Here is a 23,034-nt window from a genome sequence, read left to right as displayed (position 1 = left end):
ACACTTTCTATATATAGAGTTTGGAATACCCCTTAATTCCGATACATCTACTAAGGATAATCCTAAATTTTATTTTAATCAAGGTTATTTTTGAAATTAATTTATAAATGAATAGAAAGTGAATGATTGAAAGTATCTGATAAATGTACTATGCGCGAAGTCTTGAAATTTAAATAATGGTAAAAAAAGACATGTTTCAACGAAAGTATCGATGAAACATGTCTGATGTATAAACTTATAACATTTTATAGGTTGAAGAGACGTGCGAAAAATCCTTTGCGTTCTTCTTTAGGTTCTTCTTTTGAAAGTGGTGAGGATTGTGATTGTGTTGTGTTATGGCTCGGTTGTGTCATTTGTTCCTCACTTGGTTTTGCAGATGATGTAGCATTTGTAGAATGCTGAGTTGATTGATCATCTGTTTGTTTAGAAGCTTGATTATCTGTTGCTTTTGTTGTGTCGGTGCTTGATGTTGCAGTTGTTGATTGTGGTTGTGCACCAACTTGTGTAATTTCTTTGTTGTCTGTATTTGCTTGAGTTGATTGTTTAGATTGTGAATCTTCTTTGGCAGTTTGTGTTGTTGGTTGTTGTGGTGCTTGCTTTTGAGTAGCACTTTGAGCATTCACTGAAGATTGACCAGATGCGTTGTTTGGATTTGCTTGTGTTTTGTTATCTTCTTTTGATGTTTCAGCTTGTTTCTTAGCAAATTCAACTTGTTCTTTCTGTGAATCTTTAATTGTATCTTGCGTTGATTTAATCTTATCTGTTGAGGATTGGATAGCTTTAAGTGACTCAGTATTGGCGTCTAACTTAGAAGTGATTTGATTTTGCATCTTTTGTAATTCAGCTTGTTGTTGATGGACTTGGGTAATCATTTGTCCTAACATTTGACGCTCTTCACGCATTTTGTTGATTTCGTTACGTAAATCTTCAACTAATTGTCCTACGTGTTGATCACTTGGTAATTGACTACCTTCTTCTTTAACGAGAACTTGTAAAAAGTCTTTTTCCTTTTCCAACTCTTCAAAAGCCAAATCGTAACTATTTGTTTGTTTCACTTTCTCTGCGATATCTTTGAATAATTCGATATCTTCCTCTTGGAAATCAGTTGCTGCACGGCCGCGGTATTCGGTCTTGCTAAGTTGGTAGCCGCGTTCCTCTAAATGTTGAACGATTTTACGGACTTGTTTTTCACTTAGCTCCACACGTTGCGCAAATTCTTTGGTTAACATAGAAATAAGTCCTTTCATTAATTAATTTATAAAAATATGTATACTGACGTTTGTCTTCGGTCAGTGACGCGTCAGTCTTACCTCTATGATAGTTTAACCTGTTTGAATAGTGATTTCAAGTCGATTTAACAATCATTTACGCAAGCCCATCTCTTCAAGTAGAGGGTAAATGATACTTCTAGATATCTTATTTGCAAACACATATTTTAAAATGTAATTCGATTTAATACTCGGGCCGAAGATATCTTTACTGAGTTCAATTCTAGACTTAATAAACAAATCCATTGGGATACCGTCTTGATATCCTTCTAAACTAGGGGCTAAATATTCTAACTCATTTTGTTTTTCAAACCCGTGTTCAAAGAGGAATTGACGACGGTGGTCTAAAAATGGAATATAGTCTTCAGAAATCTCATCTGGCTCTTTAGGTACTTCCATCATAATAAAGTTTACATCGTGGGAATGAAGTTGATTAGATAGTTGATTAATTTCACTTTCTATTTCATTTAACGACTGTGTGATAATCTCATCATGATTCGGTACATCCAGTGCAATCAAATAGATTAAAAAAGCAGAATTAGTTGTGGCCTCATAATGTGCTGTAGCAATACTGACAGGTTTATCCTCTTCTATACCTACTAGGAAGATATAGTCGTCCTTTGTGTGTTCATTTTTTAATGATTGCTTGAAAATTTGCTTACTTTCTTTTAACGAAATATCGAATTTACCATCATATAAGTCTAATGCTGAATCAAATAGTGGATCTTCAATTGAAGTAACAATCTTAAATTCCATGCATACACCCCCGAAATAATTGGCTATATTGTAACATATTCAATTATTAATACGTAAATAATTATTAAAAAAATTATGAAAAATAATTTATTGCGATGTTCAAAAATCTTTAGCTTATAATTATATAGTAAAAAGAGGCCGAGAACACGCTAATGTCTCAACCTCTGAAAATTTATTAAAATTATAGCTTTGTGTGGTGGCTTAATTGAATTAAGGTGTTAAGCCTGGATCTGTTCAAGACTTAGGTCCTTTTGATTCTGAAGCATAATGGCCTTTAGGTTTTTCATGGATATAAGCTGCATTATAATCTTCTACTTCTTTATGAGAAGTATCGTCTTTTTTTGTAGCCACAATATATTTACCGTCTAGAATTGCTTGTTTGTAACGTTCTTTATCATCATCTGGAATATCATAATAAGATAAGACCATTGATTCGCCGTCTTCACCTGTTAAAATGCGAGCGATTCTATCACTGAAAGAGCCACTTGTTACTGTTAAATTCACTTCTGAATCATGAAGTTCATCAAAGTGAAGTTTTTCTTTACTTAGCACAGACAATTCAGACTCTTTATAGCCTTGTGAAAGCTTTTCGTTAAGTGTTGATAATACTTCTTTTTTACTGTTTACCACTGTTAAATCTTCCATAGTGTGTCCCTCCGTCCGATATACTGTCTTTATTTAATATTTACCCTGTTCATAGTAGATAAAACGATGACAACTTTATTATATAACCGATTTAATTAGATGACAATCTCGATGTAAATGCTTTCAAAACTATAAAATCAACTTTTAGTGTTGCAAACTTTCAATTGAGATCTATTTCAATGGTTTATTAAAATGTAGTGATTTAAAGTTCACGCTGTTGAAAATAACGCTAAAGTCTGCTATCATCATTAAATAATTTATCTAACTCATATAATCTAAAGAATACGGCTTTAGAAGTTTCTACCATGTCGCCATAAACGATATGACTATGAGTGATCATTACAATACCCATAACTTTATTGGAATCCAACTTTAATATCTATTAAGATTAAAGATTATTTTTGGATAGCTTTTAAATTGTTTCTTTGAAATATATGGAATTTTAAAATAACTAGCGTTGTGTCTCATGAGGTTCAACGGTTATTTTAGTAGTTTATTTCAAATGTATTGAATGTTCACTCATATTGTCCTGAAACTCTAGTAGTTTGAGGATTTTTTTATATCATTTATACGGGATAGCATTTAAAGATAGGTGAGAAACATATTGAATCGGTCAACAAAGAAATTGCGTTATTGCATTTCTAAAGCGAAATCTTCGTATGTTTCAACTTTCCTCTTCAAAGTGCTTGCCATGGTAATCGTATATGGTGTTAGAATAATAGATAATATTAAATTCTAAATTCAAAATAATTTGTCCAAGAATGTTGTATCACCAAGTGTTAAACGGGTATGATGAAAGTATCTAAGTATTTCAATGTAAAAGGGCTAAATAGTTCGTTGATTTGAAACACGAGCATGAAGATTTGTTATTTTGAGTTTCAGAATTTGATAAGAAGTGTCAACAACAGCTGTATATTATGAGTAAATCTTAAAACAAATCATAGGAGGCTATAAACGTTATGTGGGAAAACAAATTCGAAAAAGAGTCATTAACGTTTGACGACGTGTTACTTATGCCAGCAGAGTCAGATGTACTACCTAAAGAAGTGGATTTAAGTGTACAACTTTCAGACAAAGTGAAATTAAACATACCAGTATTATCTGCAGGTATGGATACAGTTACTGAATCAAAAATGGCAATCGCAATGGCAAGACAGGGTGGCTTAGGTGTTATCCATAAGAATATGAACATTGAAGACCAAGCTGATGAAGTTCAAAAGGTTAAACGTTCAGAGAATGGCGTTATCACTAATCCATTTTTCCTTACGCCAGAAGAAAGTGTTTATGAAGCGGAAGCACTCATGGGTAAATATCGTATTTCTGGTGTGCCAATTGTAAAAGATATGGACAGCAGAGAGTTTGTAGGTATCATTACAAACCGTGACTTAAGATTTATTGAAGACTTCTCAATTAAAATTTCAGACGTAATGACTAAAGAGAACTTAGTGACTGCTCCAGTAGGTACAACGTTGAAAGAAGCCGAATCATTATTACAAGATCATAAGATTGAAAAGCTACCACTTGTTGAAAATGGTCGTTTAGAAGGATTAATCACAATCAAAGATATTGAGAAAGTCCTTGAATTCCCTCATTCAGCTAAAGACGATCAAGGTAGATTATTAGTTGCAGCAGCTATTGGTATCGCGAAAGACACTGATATCAGAGCGGAAAAGTTAGTTGAAGCGGGCGTTGATGCGTTAGTTATTGATACTGCACACGGACACTCACAAGGTGTTATCAAACAAGTTAAACACATTAAAGAGAAATTCCCACAAGTGACAGTTATAGCAGGTAACGTTGCCACAAGCGAAGGTACTAAAGCGCTATTCGAAGCAGGCGCTGATGTTGTTAAAGTTGGTATTGGACCAGGTTCAATTTGTACAACACGTGTTGTAGCAGGTGTAGGTGTACCACAAATCACTGCGGTATATGATTGTGCGACAGAAGCACGTAAACATGGTAAAGCGATTATCGCTGATGGTGGTATTAAATTCTCAGGTGATATCATCAAAGCCTTAGCAGCAGGCGGACATGCTGTAATGTTAGGTAGTTTACTTGCAGGTACAGAAGAAAGCCCAGGCGCTACTGAAATATTCCAAGGTAGACAATATAAAGTTTACCGTGGTATGGGATCACTTGGTGCTATGGAAAGTGGTTCAAACGATCGTTATTTCCAAGAAGATAAAGCCCCTAAAAAATTCGTTCCTGAAGGTATTGAAGGCCGTATCGCATATAAAGGTGTGCTACAAGATACAATTTATCAATTAATGGGCGGTGTTCGCTCAGGAATGGGTTATACAGGCTCTAGAAATTTAGAAGCATTAAGAGAAGAAGCACAATTTACACGTATGGGACCAGCTGGATTAGCAGAAAGTCATCCACACGATGTCCAAATTACTAAAGAATCACCAAACTATTCATTCTAAATTAAAGGAGATTTACAGTTATGGAAATGGCGAAAGCGCAAGAGTTGATTCTTGTTTTAGATTTTGGTAGCCAATACAACCAATTAATTACACGACGTATACGTGAAATGGGCGTATATAGTGAGTTACATGATCATGAAATTAGTATTGATGAAATCAAACGCTTAAATCCAAAAGGTATTATCCTATCAGGTGGACCGAACTCAGTTTATGAAGAGAATTCATTTTCAATAGATCCAGAAATTTATAACTTAGGTATTCCAATCTTAGGTATTTGTTATGGTATGCAACTTACGACGAAATTACTAGGTGGTAAAGTTGAACGTGCAGAAGAACGTGAATACGGTAAAGCGAAGATTAATGCGAAGACTGACGAACTATTCTTCGGCTTACCTGAGGAGCAAAACGTATGGATGAGTCATTCGGACAAAGTCATCGAAATACCTGAAGGTTTCGAAGTGATTGCAGATAGCCCTAGCACAAATTACGCAGCAATTGAAGATAAATCTCGTCGTATTTACGGCGTGCAATTCCATCCAGAAGTAAGACATACGGAATTCGGTAATGATTTATTGAGAAATTTCGTTCGTCGTGTTTGTGAGTGTACAGGCGAATGGTCAATGGAAAACTTCATCGAAATTGAAATTGAAAAGATACGTGAACAAGTTGGCAATCGTCGTGTGCTATGTGCTATGAGTGGTGGCGTTGATTCTTCAGTAGTTGCGGTATTACTACACAAAGCTATTGGAGATCAACTGACATGTATCTTTGTTGATCATGGATTGTTACGTAAAGGTGAAGGCGACATGGTCATGGAACAATTTGGTGAAGGCTTTAACATGAATATCATTCGTGTCAACGCACAAGAACGTTTCATGAATAAACTAGAAGGCGTGTCAGATCCAGAACAAAAACGTAAAATTATCGGAAATGAGTTCGTGTATGTATTTGATGATGAAGCATCAAAACTTAAAGGCGTAGATTTCTTAGCACAAGGTACGCTTTATACTGATGTAATCGAATCAGGTACAAAAACAGCACAAACAATTAAGTCACACCACAATGTAGGTGGCTTACCTGAGGATATGGAATTCCAATTAATCGAACCAATCAATACTTTATTTAAAGACGAAGTTCGTGAACTAGGTATTGAATTAGGTATCCCTGAACATCTCGTATGGAGACAACCGTTCCCAGGACCCGGTTTAGGAATCCGTGTATTAGGTGAAATTACAGAAGATAAACTAGAAATTGTACGTGAATCAGATGCAATTTTAAGAGAAGTGATTCGTGAAGAAGGACTAGAACGTGATATTTGGCAATACTTCACTGTATTACCAGGTATCCAATCTGTAGGTGTTATGGGTGATTACCGTACGTATGATCATACAGTCGGCATCCGTGCAGTAACATCAATAGATGGTATGACAAGTGACTTTGCACGCATCGATTGGGATGTCTTACAAAAGATCTCAAGCCGAATCGTTAACGAAGTCGACCACGTTAACCGCGTTGTCTATGATGTCACTTCAAAACCACCAAGTACAATAGAATGGGAATAATAACATAAAATGAAGAAACCTCTTAGGCATAGGCTTAAGAGGTTGTTTTTTATGATTTTTAAATTAAAAAAGGGCAGAAAAAGGGCATATTAAATTAATTTCCAACTTTTTCTAATTTATTCATCATATCTTTATCCATTTGCTCGGTGACGTGGCTATATATTTCTAATGTTGTTTTATGGTCTGTGTGACCTACACGCTCCATTATAGCTTTAAGAGATACACCTAATTGCGATAATAATGATATGTGACTGTGACGCATACTGTGACTTGTCACATGCTTTTTTATCCCTATATTTTGTGTAGCTATTTGTATATTTCTGTTTATTGATGTGAGAGGTAGAGGGTTACCTCTATGACTTGTAAATATAAAACCTCTATCAACATACATGTTTTCCCATTGTATCGCTCTCTTATTTTCCAACATAACCTTACGCAAAATATCACAACTTCTAGTAGTTAAAGATATAGTACGATATGATGATGCTGTTTTTGTAGTATCTTTGAAACCTATTTTGTTACCATCTTTGTGCCAGTGTATAGTGCCATCAATGAGAAGTTTCTTATTTTCAAAATCAATATTATCGGGTTGAATTGCTAATAGTTCACCAATACGCATGCCATTTAATGCTTGAAATTCAACTATGTAAGCAGTAAATAAGTATGATCTTTTCATATAACTAGCACGCTTTTTATTTGCTATGCGTTTTAATTCTTCAGCAATAGCCAGAATTTCAGTCATTTCTAAATAATTCTCACGTTTAGCTTTAACTTCTTCTCTTGTAGTCGCTTTTTTAGGCATAACAACATCATCTATGTACGATATATCAGTGATGTTATATTTCTTTTGAGTATATCGAAGTATATTTTTGATGATACTTAAATCGTCTTTAACTACTTTATGGCTTAGTCCATCTTTTAATGATGAGTTAATTAAATCTTGTATAACTTTAGCATTCATATTTTGAACAAGAATATCTTTGTCTATATTTCTTTTGATGTGAGCAACCTTATAGCTTTTAGTAGTAATAGTTGACTGTTTAGATCCAGATGTTAATTTATAATGTTCAAACCACTCATCACATGCAGCATGGAAAGTTAGTGACTTAAGTGTAGTAGGTGTCTTGTCATTTACCTTTGCCTCTATACGCTCATTTAAGCGTTTCTGAGCCTCTTTTTGTGACTGCTTACCATTCTTATTAAGCACCACGCTAACACGTCGCCATTTGTTTGTGAGAGGGTCTTTATACTTCTCATAATAGCGATATTTAGTTTCACCATGTTTATTAGTAAATTTCTCATGCCACATGTGAATGATCCTCCAATTCTATTTTATTTAGAATTTAAAATTATACCATCATCAATAGTAACTTTATAAGAATAATTTCTGTTAAATTTATCAATAAAATCATTTAAACTCTTTTTATTCGTTCTTAATTTTTTAGTTAAACTAATAACTTGATAATCTCTCTCTTTCTTTAAATCTTCACGAAATTTTAATATATAAGCGTTTAAATTATATTCTTCAACCATCTTTTTTATAAAATTTTCCTCAAATTTCATTATGGAATTAGTAAAGTAGTAATTTATTAAATAGTCTAAATAAAAAAATTCGTTATATAAAAATTGGAAGTTTTTTTCTATATCGTATCTTTTTATATCTATTTCAATATCAAAGCTAGGGACAGGATTAAACTTAACTATTAAACGATAAGGAAAATAGAATATTCTTTCCTTATCATCAATAACTAAACGACATTTTAAAGTATTTAATTCATTTTCTTTAAAACGATTTCTATTTATATCTCTAATGCCTTTTCCTAGTTCACTTTCATATTGAGGTATTTCGTTTACATCTTTAATTTCTTTAGTAATTATTTGGAATTGAAGAACGTCAAACGATCTTATGAATAAATCACTAATTTCTACATTTAAAGCAATAGCTATCTTTTCTAGAGTTTCAAATTGAACGCCTTGACTTTTTCCATTTGCTAATAAGGTTAATGAATTTCTAGAAATTCCAGTTTCGGAATGTAACTTAGTAATAGAGTAATCTTTTTCATCTAATAATTTTTTTAAGTTAAATTTTATCATAATAATCACCAAAATAAATATACCATCTTTATAAGTCTATGAGAACTAAAAAAGACATATAAGAAGTACTCTAAATTAAAAATGTATTAAATACAGTACGAAAAATAAAAATAAGACAAACATATTGACAGTTTTCATAGTACTGCATATAATACAAATATACAATTTAAGTATTGTATATGGACTATAAGCGAGGTGATTATATGTATCTTACTGTTAAGGAAACAGCTGAATTGATAAGAATGAGTGAGAGACACACATATAAACTTATTCAAAAAAATGTAATTCCACATACCAAAATTGGTGGCAAGCTTCTTATCAATAAAGAAAAGTTACTAGACACATTAGAAAAAGAGGAGGTCTAAACTATGCCACATGTAAAGCTGCAAGATTTACCAACTAAACAGAATACTGCACTTGAAGAAAAGCAAATCGTATTCCCAGTTAAATACGCAAAGCCGAAATTAATCAGTGAAATCTTCAATATTAGTTACTCAACTTTCTACCGACTTTTAAAGTCTTATGAAGATGACAATTTAGGTATTGAAGATATGTATATTGACATTAGCAGCACACTAACACTTGTGAACGTAGAACAGTTTGAAAAGTATTTAAAAGCAAAACACAAAAAATATTTATAAAAACGTTGGAGGTGTTAAAATGGCTAAATTTATATTCAAATTAATATTAATTTCAGTAATCTCACTCCTTAGTGGTTGGTTAATAGGAATACATGTGGCTTTCGCAATTCACATGTTAGGTAGTTTGATCGCAGCGTTAAATATTGAAGAAAATTTAGGAGCAGTAAATGAAGAATAATATTGAAGTAATAAAAAGTATTTATAAAACACTTGATTATGCAGTAAAAGATAAACGTACAGAATACACTCACAGAGTAGAAGAAGGCAACCAAGAATGGAAAGAAACACTTAATCGTGAACAGCAACTTCAGTTTATATGTGAAGTAGTTTCTGAAATATTAGTAAATAATTTTGAATGGGAGAATGAAAATGAATTGGGAAACTAAAAGTTTAATTGAAGCTAAAGAAATTTATAATAAAAAAATTAGTTAAGGAGTTAAGCAATAATGGAGTGGGAATTAAGAAATTTATTTGATGATTTAGAAGTAGTACAAGAGAAAATTAATGATGTTGTAACATCTTTTGTATGGTTTGATGATGAGTATTTCACACATGAACCTAATCATATGTTAACTAAAAAAGAAATATATACGCATGGCTGGAAATATCACGAGCACCGTATCAAAAACACACAGGTTATTGATTTAATGCTTATGTATATGAGAGATTTTGACGACATTATGGAAAAAATCCGTGAAATAGAAATAGCGTCATCTGATGTAAGTTTGGCGACAGAATCAGATAACGCATAAAAAATAAGGTAATGGGTTTGGTTCGGGTGGACCAAACCTATTATTAAAAAAAAGAAACAAGCAATAATATAAGCTTATTCGTCCTTTATTATAACATTTATTGCTTGTTTTTAATAGATATTGGAGGTTAAAAATATGCATCTTAAACATGATGGGGATTTTCACATATTAATTTATAAAAGCTTAACATCAAAAGGCACCGACGATGTAAAAAATGTGAAGTGGTCGGAATGGTGTACGTTTCTTACACAACCTAAAATCAGTGCTACAGATAAATATAAAAATGGTGCTGCTATTTATGGTGATGTTGCTGAAGGTGTAGATGAAAAAACGGGCGAGGTATTACCGCATAGACGACAAGAAAAATATGTTATGTATCGTGAAGTGTTTTCTTTAGATTATGACGATATAGAGGACATGGAAACATTTTTAAACAATATTAAAAGTAAATTAAAACACTTTGCGTATTTCATTCATTCAACGTACAGACATAGGGATGTACAAGATGAGACAGATAAAGGGTTAAAGCCACGTTTTCGTGTGTTGGTGCCTATAGATGACATAGTAGAACCAAAAGAATACACCCAATATGCTAGTGCATTAGCTCGATATATCGATGAGACTATAGATGAACATTGTTTAAACCCTATCCAACTTTCAGCATTACCTACGATTAAACAGAGCAATTTACCATTTCACTGGTTCATCAATGACGCCCCTTTTATCACACGTGAACAATTAGAGCGATGCTTTCAGAGGTACCCTCCAGAAGAAACAATTACACTGGATTATTCAAATACACATAAAAAACGTGACCCCGCCCATTGGAAAAGTTTAGCGTTTGGGGTAGATGATGGAAATCGTACAAATTCGTTAGCCTCTTTAACAGGTTATCTTTTACGCCGAAATGTAGAACCTACACTTGTATATGGGCTTGTGAGTGCGTGGAATCACCTAAATAATCCCCCTTTAAGCGAATCTAGAGTTAATACGACATTTAACTCAATATATGAAAAATATACAAGAAGTAAGTAGGAGGTTTTTTATGAGTGAATTAAGTAAAGAAGATATTTTAAAAAACATCGAAGAGACCGAAAAGAAAGAAACCCAAAACATTATCCCTAAAGGCTACATGTTAGAACCTCATCAGTATGGTACGGCATTATATAAAATTATACCGAGTAAAAAAGTTGATAAACCCGATAAAAAAATATTTATTACCAATACTATCCCTGAAATTACTGAACGATACGAAGATATAGAAAGTAATGAAGTAAGTTACAACCTTAAATTTTATGACGGTAAAACACCCGTTAATTTAGGTGTAAGTGGTGAACAAATTTCTGATAGTCGACAACTATTAAAATTATCTAATTATAAGTTAGATGTAACGACAACAACGATGGCGTATTTGGTTGAATATATCAACGAATATAAGCGTTACAATCCACCTATAAAAATAAAGGTGTCAACACGGTTAGGGCATATTAAAAGTTACTTTATATATCCGTATAAGGAAGAATTGAAAAATTTTGATGTGAAGTTGCACACAAACGATAGAGGATATCAAAAGATAATAAATGCATTTGAGAGTAAAGGGACGCTTAACGATTACGCTAATAAAGTATTTAGCAAAATAAAACATTTGCCAATGGTAATGGTCATGTTATACGCATCATTAGGCTCTGTGTTAGTGCGTGAATTTGGTTTACAACCGTTTATTACTGAAATATCAGGGCGTACATCAACGGGAAAAACTTTTACATTAAATTTAGTTTCTAGCGTGTGGGGAAAAACTGACCTAGTAACAACTTGGGATTCAACTAAAAATAGCATTATGGCATTAGCGACCTTTTTAAATTCGTTTCCTATGCCTAAAGACGATACACGTAATACGTCTGAGAAGAATGTAATTGATACGGCTTACACATTTTCTAGTGGAGAAAGTAAATCAAGAAGTAATAGAAATTTAACAATCAATGAACAAACGTATTGGCATAATATCATGTTATCTACGGGGGAAGTTTCTATTACAGATATCGGAAAGGGAAAAGGTGGCGTTTCAGCGAGAGTGGTTACGTTACAAGATAAACCTTATCCTGAGGACTTTGATTTTATTACACTTGATGAAGCATTCAGAGAAAATTACGGGACACTAGGTAAGGCATTTATAAAACAATATCAATCTAATAAAGAGGGTTATAAACAGGCATTTAAAAGTGCTAGACGATATTATAATGCTAAAAGTAGCAATGAAGTTATGCAACGCTTAGGTAGCGCATTTGCATTATTACAAACGACGGGGGAAATACTCAATGATATAGATGGGTTTGAACATGAACATTTTAAAATCATGGACGAAGCTTATAACAGTATGATGAAGAATAACTCAAATATCGATAATTCTAAATTAAGACTTGAAGAGATATTACAGTATTTAGATGCTAACCGTAACAGTATTGAGGGCGACGGCTACCCCAATGTTAAGTATGGAGATGTCAAAGCGATATATAAACGTGATTACTTATCTATTATGACTGAAACGGTTTCTGAAAAACTGAAATACGAGAAAAAAACAGTAATGGAATCATGGAACGAAAAAGGTTATTTGATAACTGATAAAAATAGATTACAAAAACAAGTTAAGCATAATAATAAACGTTATTTGGGATATGCAATAAAACAAGACGTAATCAAAGAACTGGGATTTGATTTTTCAAATTCACATAACCCATATTCAGAATATTAAAAAGGTACACACGAGTACACAGTAAGTACCCACCTTTTTTAAATTATGTGTACTGTTCAAACGTTATTATATCAATGCTTTTAAGATAGTAGTACACAAAGTACACGAAGTACACAGTATATTATATATAAATATAGAATACAGTTATTTTCGCTTTTATTCGTATATGTTTTTAATATATAACATGGTATTAAAAATGGTGTGTACTCTGTGTATCATCTTTTATGAACCTAGTCATATCAAGGTTCAGACGGTACACAGTGAAATATTACAACGGTGTACTCGTACATAAAGTACACACAAGGGGGACATGATATTGATATTTTCATTATTCAGAATATTAATTTGTAACCACTGTAACCAGTTTTTATAAAAAGGAGGTCATAAAATGACAACCATAACAGAAATTGACTATCAGCAATTTAAAATATTGAGTAATAATACACAATTTAAAAAACATGTCAAAGAGAATCAAGACGCATTTAAAGGTGGTTTATTAATGAGCTTGTTTACAAGCCCCACAGAACCACATATATCATTTATCAATCAGGTATTCGGTTTATGTGATAAGCATTATCTATTTATCAATAGCGGGGGTATTATCCTCTTTACAAGGGATTTTAAAGGTTCTATTAAGTTCAGTATCAGAAAGCCCAATCCTAAATTGATTGAGCATTATAACAGTGCTTGGATAATTGAAATAGATAATTTGAATTCACTTAAAAAAGGACATGGCAAAATGCTATTAAAAGATATATTGGCAATTTCTACAAAACTCAATATTGAGGCTTGTTTATGGACTGAAACCATTTCTAATACTAGATATTTTGAAAAATATGGTTTTGAAAGCATAGGTAAACTTGGAAGAGCAAAAGAAAATTTGATGATTAAAAGAAAAGAGGCGTAACAATATGAACGTTGAAATCATAGCAAATGAATTTGAAACAAGAGCAGCAACATTATTAAGATATTTCACTGGACTACATGAAAGTAGTCATAAAATGCCAATTGCATTTAAGATATATAATGATCCGTTTAATGTTGTGTATCTGATGAGCAAAGGGAAGATGTACGCTCATGTATTAACAAAAGATTGTGAAGTGAGAAAAACTTTTGAGATTGCTTCAGAAAAGCATACTGAGAAACTTATAGAGAGCATTGAAGGATATTATACTGGTTATGATTTACATGATGGTACACATGACACTATAAGCGATATGATGGCTAGTTTTATGTTTGATAACGATTATTTTATGTATGGACTGGAAACCTTTGCTGAAAGTAACAATAGTGACATGTTCGACTACATGAGTAGAGATTTCAATATAGATGAACTTGAAGGCGTTCAATCTAGTAATGCAGATGTTATAGGTAATATGGAAATGTTGTATCAATTAGCTACAGGGATTAATGAACCAGCACCAGAATTAGTTGAGGGGCTTAAAATCATTACTGAGTTTATTCAGAATGAGAAGGCTAATGAAGTTGATAGTAAAGTATTAATTGAACGATTAAATGAATTGAAACACTCTTATTATAAAGGTGTGAAACAATGACATTAGTTGATAAGGATATTAAAGACTTAAATCTAACTGATGATGTGTTGATAGAATTTTTAAAATTTAAAGAAGAAGATTATACGTTAAATAGTAATGAATATGTATTGATAGATCATCATGATAATGTAGTAGGTAACTTATTGTCGTTGGTCGTTGCATTAGATTTAAATAAATCATATATAACATGTGAGCGTGTAGAAGTTGCTACAATTACTTATTATGATAAAAGTATTATACCAACTATTCCTTACAAGTGGGATAACAGCAAAGCTAAGTATATTAATATTTGCTTAGAATTAGAACAGGTAGAAGAACATTTTAAGTTTGCAGCATGGAAATTATATTGTGTGTTGAATGGTATCAACTTAAAAAATTATGATAAGTATAAATGGGTGCTAGAAAGAATTAAGAAAACGCCTGATGATATGCCTAATGCAGATATGCCGATAAGTCGAGCATATGAGATTGCTCAATTACCTAAAAATCTGATTGAACATACTTATAACGTAAATGGTAAATCTAAACCGATTTATAAGATGAATATTAAACAAATTAGAGATTTAAAAGAATATGTATAAATTTATAGGTCATGCACTTAGTAGGTGCATGGCTTTTTTAAATCGTAATCGTTAAGTTTTGTTAATGATTTTATTATTAATTTAAGCCAAAAGAGAACATTAGTTCTGTTATTGAAAGTTTATGAATTAGTGTGAAAAGGTTTTAAAGAGCTTTATAACGGACTATATAGAGATTGTTAAGAAGTTATTTAAATCTTATAAAAATAGAACATTTGTTTGTTATTTAGGTGTAAATTTAGTATAATAGTGTTAGGAAGTAAATGACTTCTATATATCAGACAAAAATAAGGATTGAATAGTTGTGGTTTTAGTTATTGTCTATATAGTGCCTCCTCATTAAAGATGAAAAGAGGAATAATTTATGACAATTACAATTGAAAAAGAATTAACGAGCGATCACATTAAGGTATTAAATGTGTTACGCAATACTAAGCAAGAGATTATTACGAAACAAAGTATTTTTAACCAACTAAACATAGAATTTAATAAAAACAACGACAGATGGTTAAGAAATACGATTAATAGTTTAGTAGTTGATTATGGTTATCCAATCGGATATAGCTATAAAAAAGATGCAAGAGGTTATTTCATGGTTAAATCTGAGGAACAGAAAGAATTAGCCTTAAGAAGTATCAAGCGTCATATCGAAGGTAGTATGAAGCGATATGAGACATTAAAGAAAATGGATATTTAAGGTGATGTAGTACGTGGTGCTGCTGAGATTGCACAAGAGTAATAATTTTAAAAAATATAACTGAAACGAGGTATATCATTGAAAACAGCTAAATACTTTGATGAATACAATGAATATGTGACAGGTCAAAGAGAGAATATCAATAAACTTGAAAATGAACGTCAGGAACTTACTCAACGAATTAATGAAGATAAAGCAAAATATAAAGAATTAATTGCTAACTCACAAGATGATGAGGCTGATGCACTATACACTACCTTTGATAGTAATGAGAAGAAACTGAAAGCCTTAGAGAAACGGTTATCGACTAAAAAAGAAGTCTTTGATGAAGCTAGACGTAAAAAGGCGATTGAACTTATTAAACATCAAGCAGATTTACCTCATTTGTACAAAAAGGACAAAGAACGTATATTAGCAAAATTTGAGCCAATCGTTGAGGAATATAACAAAATTTTAAATGAAATTTCAGAATTAAACGATGAATATGAAATAGAATTTGATAGATTTGTTCGAGTTTATGACAAAGAAAACTTTGAAAAGGATAAAGAAATAAGAGCAGAAATTAGAAACTATTTCAGTCCTAATAGATATTCAAATTATGTAGGTGGAGACGAACTGCCTTTCATTGATATAAGAAATAAAATGCAATTAAGAGGTGATAAATAATGGCTAGAAAATATAATTTAGATAAAGTATCAAATCATATTATGTTAAAAACAAATTTATCAGTGAAAGATCGTGATAAATTATTAGATGTAGTAGAACAACAAATTTCTCAAAATATTCAACAGCTACGAAAAGATGAACTAACTCAACAGTCACAAAGAGATGTAAGTCTTAAGAGAATGGCCGAAGAAAATCGCATAGTTAAAAAATAAATATCTTGCCTATCCTTAGTGATAGGCTCATTTTATTTGTGAGGTGCAGACATGAACCTTAAAAGAGTGAAATATCCACTAATCTATCATGAAAATAAAATATCTGAGTACACATTGCTAACAGAATATAACCCTAAGTTTATAAATACCAAGATTAAGGCCATCACAACACAAATAGAGATGATGTATCACTTAAATATCTCACATATGACTACAAGTGATGTTCATGGCGTTGTGTCTATATCATACCCACTAGAAAAGTTAGTGATTGATATTATTGGTGAAAAAGAAAAAATGAAACGTTTCAAAACAAAATCGAATAGAAACATGCAGCAATTAAAACAAGTCATTAAATCATATACACCTAGTGAACAAAAGGAAATTATGTATTACATGCAATCTAATGGTTCAACGATAGATTATAGCCTCATAGAACGCCTACAACGTGATTTATACGCTTATAAGCATAAAGTAAGTGTTGCTACATGATGTACGATAAACAAGCAATTAAACAGTTTATAATGGACTATCACAAAGAGAAAGTGTCAAATGTTGTAAGCTATGATGATACTAATGTAGATGATTTCTTTTCATTGAGTGATGAAGTTGAGCCTTTTGTACTAAATGAGAATACTGGAAACCAAGTATTCTTTAATGAACTAGATCAACTTATTTATACAGTAGGGACTAGAAGGGAATACTACATATTTTTCTTACTATGTGAAGGAAAATCAATGAATGAAATTGCAAAGATATTCAATTTAAGTAGAGAAAGAATACGTCAACTATTGAATGGTTTATTAGATAAATTATAGGAGGGATAATATGAGTGATTTAAACCCTAGACAAGAAAAGTTTATATCTGAATACCTAAAGACGCTAAATGTAACGCAAAGTGCAATTAAGGCTGGTTATAGTCCTCATACTGCAACTGTACAAGGTAGTAGGTTGCTTAAGAATGAAAAAGTGGCTAAGTACATTGATGAGCAACGTAAGAAAGTAATTGATGAAGGTGTACTATCTGCTAACGAACTACTTCATATTCTAAGTAATGCAGCAGTAGGTGATGAGAGTGAAATACGTGAGGTTGTTGTTAAACGTGGTGAGTTTCAACGCAACCCCGATACTGATAGATTGAACCTCGTGTATAATGAGCATGTAGAAATGGTGGAAGTACCTATTAAGCCTAGTGACCGTTTACGTGCTAGAGATATGCTCGGAAAGTATCATAAGCTATTTACTGAGAAAAAAGAGTTCACTGGTGATACTCCAGTAATCATTAATGTTGGTGAATGGAACGAAGAAGATGAAGAAACCCAAAAGCAAATAGATGATATTTCAAATCAATATCCAGACAGACCAATATTCATAGATAATGTACCAGAAGAGGATTAAGCTATGAAAGATGAGCAAGTAAAAATAGATGTTGATCGCATGATAGATAAAGCACTAACCTACAAAGGCAAACATATTGTTACGATTTGTGACTTAATGACTGATGATGAAGAAGGAATATTTTGTCACATGAATGAATCTGAAAAAACAAGTGTTCACTTACCTTTTAATATAAAATTAGTTAGAAGAAGTGTAGATAGAGTCATAGTGCCTTCTATCAGATTAGGAGACGATAGAATATTCATTAATCCTTGTGATTAGTTAAACGAATAGAAGATAACTTTTAAGGGCAAAAAAAGGGCATAATTTTGATAATAAGGGCAAGGGTATGAACAAGAAATAATCTTTAAAACGCTCATAAACTCCTATATAATAGTGTTTTGAAAACTTATGAATGTTCATAAAATCAGATTTAGGATTGAATGGGAATAATAAGATATAATGAGGTAACCCCTTAAGCATTAATTAGCTTAAGGGGTTTTTTGTGTATTTACAGAAAGAGAGAAATATGAATTATAGAATTTAATCAAATTTATTTATAAGTTTTACCAAAAAGTTCATATGTACCCCAACTGATTAACATTAAAATAATAGCAATTGTAACTGGTAGCGCTCTTTGAAGGTAAGGGAAGACTTCATGTTTGGTCACAAGTGAAATAGCTTAAAAGAAGAAAGCAAATTATATAAACTTCATTAAATAAAAGTTTATAGATTTTAACATACAATCTGGGAATGAAATGCTACATCTACTATCTTATGCAGCTGTGGAAGAAGAAACTGCAATTAAAAAAAGTTGTAGTTAAGTGTGGAGAATAGGTAAAGAAATAAAATATAGCAAAGTGTAATATTATCTATAATGAGAGAGAACAATATACTGACAAATATATATAAGTTTATCAGTATTTATGGGTGATATGCCGATGGAAGATTAATGTTGATCATAAAAAGCACTAACTATTCATTAGGTTGAGTAGTTAGTGGCTTTCTGATGTTAAAATCCCCAAAATAGAGGGGGGTCTGCTTCGTAGTCTTTTTTATTTAAGTTTTCTTTCTCTATAATATCATTTGGTGTTAGTTTATCTTTAGCATTTCTTTCTTTAAAAAATTTACCTACGCCATCTGTGTCATATCCTACGTCTCCAGTAAACTGATGATGAGCTGAATTTGATATATAGGCTTCGAACTCTAAATTTTTATTATTATTAATATAGCCATCGATAAAGTATCCTTTCATAGGACTCTTTTTAAAGTTATTAATTTTCATAGTTTGATAATTATTTAGATTATATTTGAAATATAAATCTATTCTGTTTTTTTGAACTTCGATATATCTATCTTTCTCATTTTTAAGTAAAATATAACTCCCTAATATAAATAGAGAGACAATTATTATCATTGTATAAAATATAAGATTTCTTTTTTTCATTGCTTACTCACTTTCAACGATATCTTAAGGATTTGTTAACAGATATCAAAATTCCATTTCATCATAACACAAGGAATGAAAAAATTAACGATTATTATGAAATTTTAGATTATACATCAATTGATGAAAATAAAAAGCACTAATTATTCATTAGGTTGAGTAGTTAGTGCTTTTCTGATGTTAAAAGCCCCAAAATAGAGGTGGTTTTGCTTCATAGTGTTTTTTATTTAAATTTTCTTTCTTAATAATATCATTCGGTGTTAATTCATCTTTATGATCCTCATTTTTAAATAGTTTACCGAAAATTTGAGGATTATAAGACATGTCACCATTAAATTGAAAGTGATCAAGTGAAGACATCAACGCTTCAAATTTATACTTTTTATCATTATTTATATACCCTGATATAAAATAATCTCCCATTGGGTTTTTATCTACATTATTTATTGTTATGGAATGATATTCTTTAAGATTATATTTGAAATATAAATCAATTCTGTTTTTTTGAACTTCGATATATCTATCTTTATCATTTTTATGCAAAATATAGCCTCCTAATATGAATAGTGATACAATTATTAATATTACGTAAAATGTTACTTTGCTTTTTTTCATGGCTTACCCACTTTCAATTTTATTTTAAGGAGTCTTTAAACATGAAACAATCAGATGAAATTTTCCATAAAATAGCAACGGAGTCTTATAGGAATTTAGAAATAAATAATAATATTAAAATTCAAGGTAAAAATTATAGAGTCATTGAAAAACGAGATGATACCGAAAATGGCTTTAAAGCATACGCATTCTCACCTGTTGTTGATAGTAAAATAGATACGAGCAACATATATATGGGCTATGCAGGAACAGATTTTAAAAGTATACGAGATTTGTTCACTGATATACAACTTCCTTTTTATAATAACACATCCAATCATAAAATTAATCAAAGATACAGTGATTTAAATAAAACTACTATAACTGAAAAGTATAATAATCCTTCAGATAAAAGTGATTTCTTTTTTAAAGGTGTACCTAATCAAATAGACGAAAGTGTAGCTTTCACAGGGTCAGTAAAGAAGAAGTATCCTAATAGTAAATTTCATGGTGGAGCACATAGTCTAGGTGCATTTATTGCCCAATATAACGCTGTTAAATATGGTTTTGATCAAACCACTACATATGCTGCACCAAATCCTTATGGTGCGTTTTCAGATGAAATACAAAATGAGATTGATAAAGGAAAGTATAAGGGGAAAATCAAAAACGTAGGACATTATGATGATGCTGTTAATAATTTAGACTTTTTAAATCCAAGAATAGGCTCAAATATCGTCACAGCCCCAAATTATAATAATTTTCTAACAACATTTCCATATATAGGTCAACATTTTCTGAGTACTTATGATGTTTTTGATGAAAATGGTAATGCAAAAGAGATGTCAAAAAGTGAATTAGATGTGATTAATAAAATCCATAAATTGTATAATCAGTTCAATATACTTTCTACTGATAAAGACCCAGCCGGACTTGATGAAATGATAAGTGATTTTATCAAAAAACTTAATAAAAAAGCTAAAGCCGATAAAGCGTCTAAAACCAAAAATAGTACTAAATCTACAAGTAAATCATCTAAAAGTGTTAAAGATGAATCAAATGCGTCTGTTAAAAAAGGACATGGTGGGTCTGGTGGTTCGGGCAAGAAGATAAAGATACAAACCGAAACAGTACGTTTTATTGTGAGTGATTTACGTAATCGAATACATAAATATGATAATCTATTAAGAAGTATTGAAGACTATGAAAGGGAGACAAAGAAAAGCTCACAACGAATCATAGATAAATATGAGTCTGAATTGTTGAGTGGTTCCCATAAATTTATAAGTCCGAATGATTTGGCAGAGTATATGGAAAGCCTAGCTCAAGGAGGATCTATAGGGAACTTAGAATTTTATGATAATCATTCAATGGAACAAGTGACGCAAGACATACATCAAAATAAAAAGGCATTACTGCAATTTGCAGAAAAACTAGAATATGCAGCAGATAAATTTGAAGATAAAGATTTAGAGGAAAGCGATGTATTCGGATTATTTAGTGAGGGGTGACATAGATGAGTTCTAAAGATGCAGAAATGAAACAAAAAGAGTTGGTGAGACTAGAACAATTAAAACAAGCTATGCGATCAGAAACAGAAAGTATGGTGGAACAAGCAAAATCAGAAGTAGAAACACATAAAAATGATATTCAACAAATCATTGAAGTCATCAACAATGCTGGACAAGAGTTAAACGAAACATTTGAAGGTGCAGCAAGTGAAGCTGCTCAAACAAATGTAACAAAATTAAAAAGTAAGAACATTGGAATGAATACTGATTTTGAATTTTTAGTTGATTCATTTGAAGTATATTAGGAAGTAATTTTATAAGTTCCCAACCAATAAAAGTGTTGTTATTTCATTAAATGATTACGTGTTATAGCATCAGAAACTGTTGCCAATCTAATTTATAAAGTATAACAGAAATTTGAAGTAATAACAGTGTATCCTGGTTACTGGTTGTGAATTTCATTACCTCTATTTCTATTGCGCGAAATTTTATGTATAATTGTATTAATTGGAAATGAAAGAGGTTAAGGGGAATGACTAAAAAAGTAAATTTTTATATACCTATCATATTTTGCAACGACAATCCTACAACGACACCAATCAATAACCTGATAGATTATATAGTTAATTTAAATATAGAAAATAGAGAAGTTGAAATTGATGAAGAATATTATTCTATTATTCAATATAGAAAACTTGTAGATAAAGATGATATAAATGATAGTTATGTATGTATGGGGAGATATAGAAATAAAAAACCAAAACAAGGTGAACGTGGAACAGAGAGGTCAGATAATATAGATAATGATATTATAGAACCTATTTCTATATACCATTGCAATGTAAATAAATTATTAATGTTTGAATACAATCACTTTGGACCAAGAAAAACTAAGATTGAACATTATTTTTCTTCATTTTTAAGTAACAATGAAGAAGAAATTTGGGAGCTTAAATTACTTTCAATCGAAAAGGACTTTAATCTTGATGAATTAAGAAATGCCGAGGAAATTAAATCGATTGAAGCAAGTTTTAGTAGAGAAAATGATTTAAATAGGTTGGAAAAACTAGATGAGAATAATGAGCTAAGTCCAATTATAGAATTGATAAATACGATAAATAATTTCCTTCGTAATGATGGTGGAAATATGGTAGATATCAAAATAAGTAATGGTAGGTTATCTAATAATCATTTAGATCAAAAAGTAATGATGATTTTTATAGATTTAATTTTAAAAAACCACTTAAATGAAAATTTTTCAAAGTTTAATGTGAGATATAAACCTCTGAATGGTAAAACAACAAAAGTTAATTTAAGTGACTATGGTCATTACATTTCTGAAATAAATAGAGATGAAGACGCCGATGCATGGGAATATATAGTTGATGCTGTTGAAAATGATTATAGAAATAATCATTATAATATATTAAATAGAAAGGTAACTCAACTTCTTAATGTACTAAATTTTAACGAAAGGGTTTATAATTTCAGAAAATAATTTGAAAA

Annotated in this window: 29 protein-coding genes and 1 riboswitch; of the genes, 22 read left to right on the top strand and 7 right to left on the bottom strand. The window is 31.2% G+C overall.

The genetic code is table 11. The features are described 5' to 3' along the window. Positions 1 to 245: 245 nt before the first annotated feature. From NGI30_RS09885 to NGI30_RS09875, 3 genes are all read right to left on the bottom strand, one after another. Positions 246 to 1,229, bottom strand: a complete 984-nt coding sequence (locus tag NGI30_RS09885) for a coiled-coil domain-containing protein (protein WP_251943586.1) — start codon at positions 1,227 to 1,229, stop codon at positions 246 to 248. Positions 1,230 to 1,361: 132 nt separating this feature from the next. Further along, entirely contained in the window at positions 1,362 to 2,024 is a 663-nt protein-coding gene (locus NGI30_RS09880; RefSeq protein WP_251943584.1) for a hypothetical protein, read from the bottom strand. Between the two features lie 234 nt (positions 2,025 to 2,258). Beyond that, complete coding sequence (locus NGI30_RS09875) at positions 2,259 to 2,669, bottom strand: general stress protein (RefSeq protein ID WP_251943582.1); 411 nt, start codon at positions 2,667 to 2,669, stop codon at positions 2,259 to 2,261. 246 nt (positions 2,670 to 2,915) lie between these two features. Then, positions 2,916 to 3,018: riboswitch (purine riboswitch) on the top strand. A 610-nt stretch (positions 3,019 to 3,628) separates the two neighbouring features. Between NGI30_RS09875 and guaB the strand changes: the two genes are divergently transcribed. Then, positions 3,629 to 5,095 carry an IMP dehydrogenase gene (gene guaB / locus NGI30_RS09870; RefSeq protein WP_251521289.1) on the top strand — a complete coding sequence of 489 codons (1,467 nt, stop codon included), beginning with the start codon at positions 3,629 to 3,631 and terminating at the stop codon, positions 5,093 to 5,095. A 20-nt stretch (positions 5,096 to 5,115) separates the two neighbouring features. Next, positions 5,116 to 6,657 (top strand): glutamine-hydrolyzing GMP synthase, encoded by a 1,542-nt coding sequence (gene guaA, locus NGI30_RS09865; protein ID WP_251943580.1) that lies wholly within the window; start codon positions 5,116 to 5,118, stop codon positions 6,655 to 6,657. Between the two features lie 94 nt (positions 6,658 to 6,751). On the opposite strand, the gene NGI30_RS09860 is transcribed toward guaA, so the two are convergent. Both NGI30_RS09860 and NGI30_RS09855 read right to left on the bottom strand, forming a co-directional pair. Next, positions 6,752 to 7,966, bottom strand: a complete 1,215-nt coding sequence (locus NGI30_RS09860) for a tyrosine-type recombinase/integrase (RefSeq protein WP_251943578.1) — start codon at positions 7,964 to 7,966, stop codon at positions 6,752 to 6,754. Between the two features lie 23 nt (positions 7,967 to 7,989). Further along, positions 7,990 to 8,751 (bottom strand): helix-turn-helix domain-containing protein, encoded by a 762-nt coding sequence (locus tag NGI30_RS09855; RefSeq protein ID WP_070491929.1) that lies wholly within the window; start codon positions 8,749 to 8,751, stop codon positions 7,990 to 7,992. Positions 8,752 to 8,954: 203 nt separating this feature from the next. Here NGI30_RS09855 and NGI30_RS09850 point away from each other — a divergent pair, with 203 nt between their 5' ends. From NGI30_RS09850 to NGI30_RS09770, 17 genes are all read left to right on the top strand, one after another. Continuing rightward, on the top strand, positions 8,955 to 9,116 hold the full coding sequence (locus NGI30_RS09850; RefSeq protein ID WP_251943576.1) for a helix-turn-helix domain-containing protein: 162 nt from the start codon (positions 8,955 to 8,957) through the stop codon (positions 9,114 to 9,116). 3 nt (positions 9,117 to 9,119) lie between these two features. Further along, positions 9,120 to 9,392 (top strand): helix-turn-helix domain containing protein, encoded by a 273-nt coding sequence (locus NGI30_RS09845; RefSeq protein WP_251943573.1) that lies wholly within the window; start codon positions 9,120 to 9,122, stop codon positions 9,390 to 9,392. Positions 9,393 to 9,411: 19 nt separating this feature from the next. Then, positions 9,412 to 9,570, top strand: coding sequence for a hypothetical protein (locus NGI30_RS09840; RefSeq protein WP_251943571.1), 159 nt, complete (start codon positions 9,412 to 9,414; stop codon positions 9,568 to 9,570). Then, positions 9,560 to 9,778: a TscA family type II toxin-antitoxin system antitoxin gene (locus tag NGI30_RS09835; protein WP_251943569.1), complete on the top strand. Its 219-nt coding sequence runs from the start codon at positions 9,560 to 9,562 to the stop codon at positions 9,776 to 9,778. The genes NGI30_RS09840 and NGI30_RS09835 overlap by 11 nt, the downstream gene beginning before the upstream one ends. A 60-nt stretch (positions 9,779 to 9,838) precedes the next feature. Further along, entirely contained in the window at positions 9,839 to 10,144 is a 306-nt protein-coding gene (gene tscT / locus NGI30_RS09830; RefSeq protein WP_251943567.1) for a type II toxin-antitoxin system toxin TscT, read from the top strand. Positions 10,145 to 10,279: 135 nt separating this feature from the next. Continuing rightward, positions 10,280 to 11,179 (top strand): primase alpha helix C-terminal domain-containing protein, encoded by a 900-nt coding sequence (locus NGI30_RS09825; protein WP_251943565.1) that lies wholly within the window; start codon positions 10,280 to 10,282, stop codon positions 11,177 to 11,179. Positions 11,180 to 11,189: 10 nt separating this feature from the next. Beyond that, on the top strand, positions 11,190 to 12,893 hold the full coding sequence (locus tag NGI30_RS09820; RefSeq protein WP_251943563.1) for a DUF927 domain-containing protein: 1,704 nt from the start codon (positions 11,190 to 11,192) through the stop codon (positions 12,891 to 12,893). A gap of 388 nt (positions 12,894 to 13,281) precedes the next feature. Then, the gene (locus NGI30_RS09815) at positions 13,282 to 13,800 is read left to right on the top strand and encodes a GNAT family N-acetyltransferase (protein WP_251943561.1); all 519 of its coding nucleotides are present in this window, start codon (positions 13,282 to 13,284) and stop codon (positions 13,798 to 13,800) included. A gap of 4 nt (positions 13,801 to 13,804) precedes the next feature. Then, positions 13,805 to 14,449 carry a pathogenicity island protein gene (locus NGI30_RS09810; protein WP_251943558.1) on the top strand — a complete coding sequence of 215 codons (645 nt, stop codon included), beginning with the start codon at positions 13,805 to 13,807 and terminating at the stop codon, positions 14,447 to 14,449. Continuing rightward, positions 14,446 to 15,030 (top strand): hypothetical protein, encoded by a 585-nt coding sequence (locus NGI30_RS09805; protein WP_251943556.1) that lies wholly within the window; start codon positions 14,446 to 14,448, stop codon positions 15,028 to 15,030. The genes NGI30_RS09810 and NGI30_RS09805 overlap by 4 nt, the downstream gene beginning before the upstream one ends. Before the next feature lie 361 nt (positions 15,031 to 15,391). Next, on the top strand, positions 15,392 to 15,724 hold the full coding sequence (locus NGI30_RS09800) for a pathogenicity island protein (protein ID WP_251943554.1): 333 nt from the start codon (positions 15,392 to 15,394) through the stop codon (positions 15,722 to 15,724). A gap of 78 nt (positions 15,725 to 15,802) precedes the next feature. Further along, the gene (locus NGI30_RS09795) at positions 15,803 to 16,390 is read left to right on the top strand and encodes a pathogenicity island protein (protein WP_251943552.1); all 588 of its coding nucleotides are present in this window, start codon (positions 15,803 to 15,805) and stop codon (positions 16,388 to 16,390) included. Further along, on the top strand, positions 16,390 to 16,602 hold the full coding sequence (locus tag NGI30_RS09790) for a hypothetical protein (protein ID WP_251943550.1): 213 nt from the start codon (positions 16,390 to 16,392) through the stop codon (positions 16,600 to 16,602). The genes NGI30_RS09795 and NGI30_RS09790 overlap by 1 nt, the downstream gene beginning before the upstream one ends. 51 nt (positions 16,603 to 16,653) lie before the next feature. After that, positions 16,654 to 17,091, top strand: coding sequence for an encapsidation protein CP3 (locus NGI30_RS09785; protein ID WP_251943549.1), 438 nt, complete (start codon positions 16,654 to 16,656; stop codon positions 17,089 to 17,091). Then, positions 17,088 to 17,417: a sigma factor-like helix-turn-helix DNA-binding protein gene (locus NGI30_RS09780; RefSeq protein WP_049428722.1), complete on the top strand. Its 330-nt coding sequence runs from the start codon at positions 17,088 to 17,090 to the stop codon at positions 17,415 to 17,417. The genes NGI30_RS09785 and NGI30_RS09780 overlap by 4 nt, the downstream gene beginning before the upstream one ends. A gap of 10 nt (positions 17,418 to 17,427) precedes the next feature. Beyond that, entirely contained in the window at positions 17,428 to 17,997 is a 570-nt protein-coding gene (locus NGI30_RS09775; RefSeq protein ID WP_251943546.1) for a terminase small subunit, read from the top strand. A 3-nt stretch (positions 17,998 to 18,000) separates the two neighbouring features. Further along, complete coding sequence (locus NGI30_RS09770) at positions 18,001 to 18,258, top strand: hypothetical protein (protein WP_040807072.1); 258 nt, start codon at positions 18,001 to 18,003, stop codon at positions 18,256 to 18,258. Positions 18,259 to 18,988: 730 nt separating this feature from the next. Here NGI30_RS09770 and NGI30_RS09765 read toward each other — a convergent pair. Together NGI30_RS09765 and NGI30_RS09760 are read right to left on the bottom strand one after the other, a co-directional pair. After that, the gene (locus NGI30_RS09765; protein WP_251943544.1) at positions 18,989 to 19,423 is read right to left on the bottom strand and encodes a DUF1433 domain-containing protein; all 435 of its coding nucleotides are present in this window, start codon (positions 19,421 to 19,423) and stop codon (positions 18,989 to 18,991) included. Positions 19,424 to 19,603: 180 nt separating this feature from the next. After that, positions 19,604 to 19,966, bottom strand: coding sequence for a DUF1433 domain-containing protein (locus NGI30_RS09760; protein WP_251943542.1), 363 nt, complete (start codon positions 19,964 to 19,966; stop codon positions 19,604 to 19,606). A gap of 113 nt (positions 19,967 to 20,079) precedes the next feature. Between NGI30_RS09760 and NGI30_RS09755 the strand changes: the two genes are divergently transcribed. The 3 genes from NGI30_RS09755 to NGI30_RS09745 all read left to right on the top strand — a co-directional run bounded on the left by NGI30_RS09755 (position 20,080) and on the right by NGI30_RS09745 (position 23,026). Continuing rightward, positions 20,080 to 21,528 carry a hypothetical protein gene (locus tag NGI30_RS09755; RefSeq protein WP_251943540.1) on the top strand — a complete coding sequence of 483 codons (1,449 nt, stop codon included), beginning with the start codon at positions 20,080 to 20,082 and terminating at the stop codon, positions 21,526 to 21,528. Between the two features lie 5 nt (positions 21,529 to 21,533). Then, the gene (locus NGI30_RS09750) at positions 21,534 to 21,833 is read left to right on the top strand and encodes a hypothetical protein (protein WP_251943538.1); all 300 of its coding nucleotides are present in this window, start codon (positions 21,534 to 21,536) and stop codon (positions 21,831 to 21,833) included. A gap of 227 nt (positions 21,834 to 22,060) precedes the next feature. Further along, positions 22,061 to 23,026: a hypothetical protein gene (locus tag NGI30_RS09745; RefSeq protein WP_251943535.1), complete on the top strand. Its 966-nt coding sequence runs from the start codon at positions 22,061 to 22,063 to the stop codon at positions 23,024 to 23,026. Positions 23,027 to 23,034 lie beyond the last annotated feature (8 nt).

This window comes from Staphylococcus sp. Marseille-Q5304 (assembly GCF_943737015.1).
Taxonomy (GTDB): domain Bacteria; phylum Bacillota; class Bacilli; order Staphylococcales; family Staphylococcaceae; genus Staphylococcus; species Staphylococcus hsinchuensis.
The sequence above is the reverse complement of the archived record's forward strand: the minus strand, read 5'-3'. Positions and strand labels throughout refer to the sequence as shown.

Coding starts and splice junctions, on each gene's coding strand:
- guaB (WP_251521289.1), top strand. CDS start 3,629: ATGTGGGAAAACAAATTCGAAAAAGAGTCATTAACGTTTGACGACGTG.
- NGI30_RS09820 (WP_251943563.1), top strand. CDS start 11,190: ATGAGTGAATTAAGTAAAGAAGATATTTTAAAAAACATCGAAGAGACC.
- NGI30_RS09750 (WP_251943538.1), top strand. CDS start 21,534: ATGAGTTCTAAAGATGCAGAAATGAAACAAAAAGAGTTGGTGAGACTA.
- NGI30_RS09855 (WP_070491929.1), bottom strand. CDS start 8,751: ATGATAAAATTTAACTTAAAAAAATTATTAGATGAAAAAGATTACTCT.
- NGI30_RS09765 (WP_251943544.1), bottom strand. CDS start 19,423: ATGAAAAAAAGAAATCTTATATTTTATACAATGATAATAATTGTCTCT.
- NGI30_RS09785 (WP_251943549.1), top strand. CDS start 16,654: ATGAACCTTAAAAGAGTGAAATATCCACTAATCTATCATGAAAATAAA.
- NGI30_RS09775 (WP_251943546.1), top strand. CDS start 17,428: ATGAGTGATTTAAACCCTAGACAAGAAAAGTTTATATCTGAATACCTA.
- NGI30_RS09825 (WP_251943565.1), top strand. CDS start 10,280: ATGCATCTTAAACATGATGGGGATTTTCACATATTAATTTATAAAAGC.
- NGI30_RS09880 (WP_251943584.1), bottom strand. CDS start 2,024: ATGGAATTTAAGATTGTTACTTCAATTGAAGATCCACTATTTGATTCA.
- NGI30_RS09745 (WP_251943535.1), top strand. CDS start 22,061: ATGACTAAAAAAGTAAATTTTTATATACCTATCATATTTTGCAACGAC.
- NGI30_RS09885 (WP_251943586.1), bottom strand. CDS start 1,229: ATGTTAACCAAAGAATTTGCGCAACGTGTGGAGCTAAGTGAAAAACAA.
- NGI30_RS09790 (WP_251943550.1), top strand. CDS start 16,390: ATGGCTAGAAAATATAATTTAGATAAAGTATCAAATCATATTATGTTA.
- NGI30_RS09815 (WP_251943561.1), top strand. CDS start 13,282: ATGACAACCATAACAGAAATTGACTATCAGCAATTTAAAATATTGAGT.
- NGI30_RS09840 (WP_251943571.1), top strand. CDS start 9,412: ATGGCTAAATTTATATTCAAATTAATATTAATTTCAGTAATCTCACTC.
- NGI30_RS09770 (WP_040807072.1), top strand. CDS start 18,001: ATGAAAGATGAGCAAGTAAAAATAGATGTTGATCGCATGATAGATAAA.
- NGI30_RS09835 (WP_251943569.1), top strand. CDS start 9,560: ATGAAGAATAATATTGAAGTAATAAAAAGTATTTATAAAACACTTGAT.
- NGI30_RS09780 (WP_049428722.1), top strand. CDS start 17,088: ATGATGTACGATAAACAAGCAATTAAACAGTTTATAATGGACTATCAC.
- NGI30_RS09805 (WP_251943556.1), top strand. CDS start 14,446: ATGACATTAGTTGATAAGGATATTAAAGACTTAAATCTAACTGATGAT.
- NGI30_RS09800 (WP_251943554.1), top strand. CDS start 15,392: ATGACAATTACAATTGAAAAAGAATTAACGAGCGATCACATTAAGGTA.
- NGI30_RS09755 (WP_251943540.1), top strand. CDS start 20,080: ATGAAACAATCAGATGAAATTTTCCATAAAATAGCAACGGAGTCTTAT.
- tscT (WP_251943567.1), top strand. CDS start 9,839: ATGGAGTGGGAATTAAGAAATTTATTTGATGATTTAGAAGTAGTACAA.
- NGI30_RS09810 (WP_251943558.1), top strand. CDS start 13,805: ATGAACGTTGAAATCATAGCAAATGAATTTGAAACAAGAGCAGCAACA.
- NGI30_RS09860 (WP_251943578.1), bottom strand. CDS start 7,966: ATGTGGCATGAGAAATTTACTAATAAACATGGTGAAACTAAATATCGC.
- NGI30_RS09845 (WP_251943573.1), top strand. CDS start 9,120: ATGCCACATGTAAAGCTGCAAGATTTACCAACTAAACAGAATACTGCA.
- guaA (WP_251943580.1), top strand. CDS start 5,116: ATGGAAATGGCGAAAGCGCAAGAGTTGATTCTTGTTTTAGATTTTGGT.
- NGI30_RS09850 (WP_251943576.1), top strand. CDS start 8,955: ATGTATCTTACTGTTAAGGAAACAGCTGAATTGATAAGAATGAGTGAG.
- NGI30_RS09875 (WP_251943582.1), bottom strand. CDS start 2,669: ATGGAAGATTTAACAGTGGTAAACAGTAAAAAAGAAGTATTATCAACA.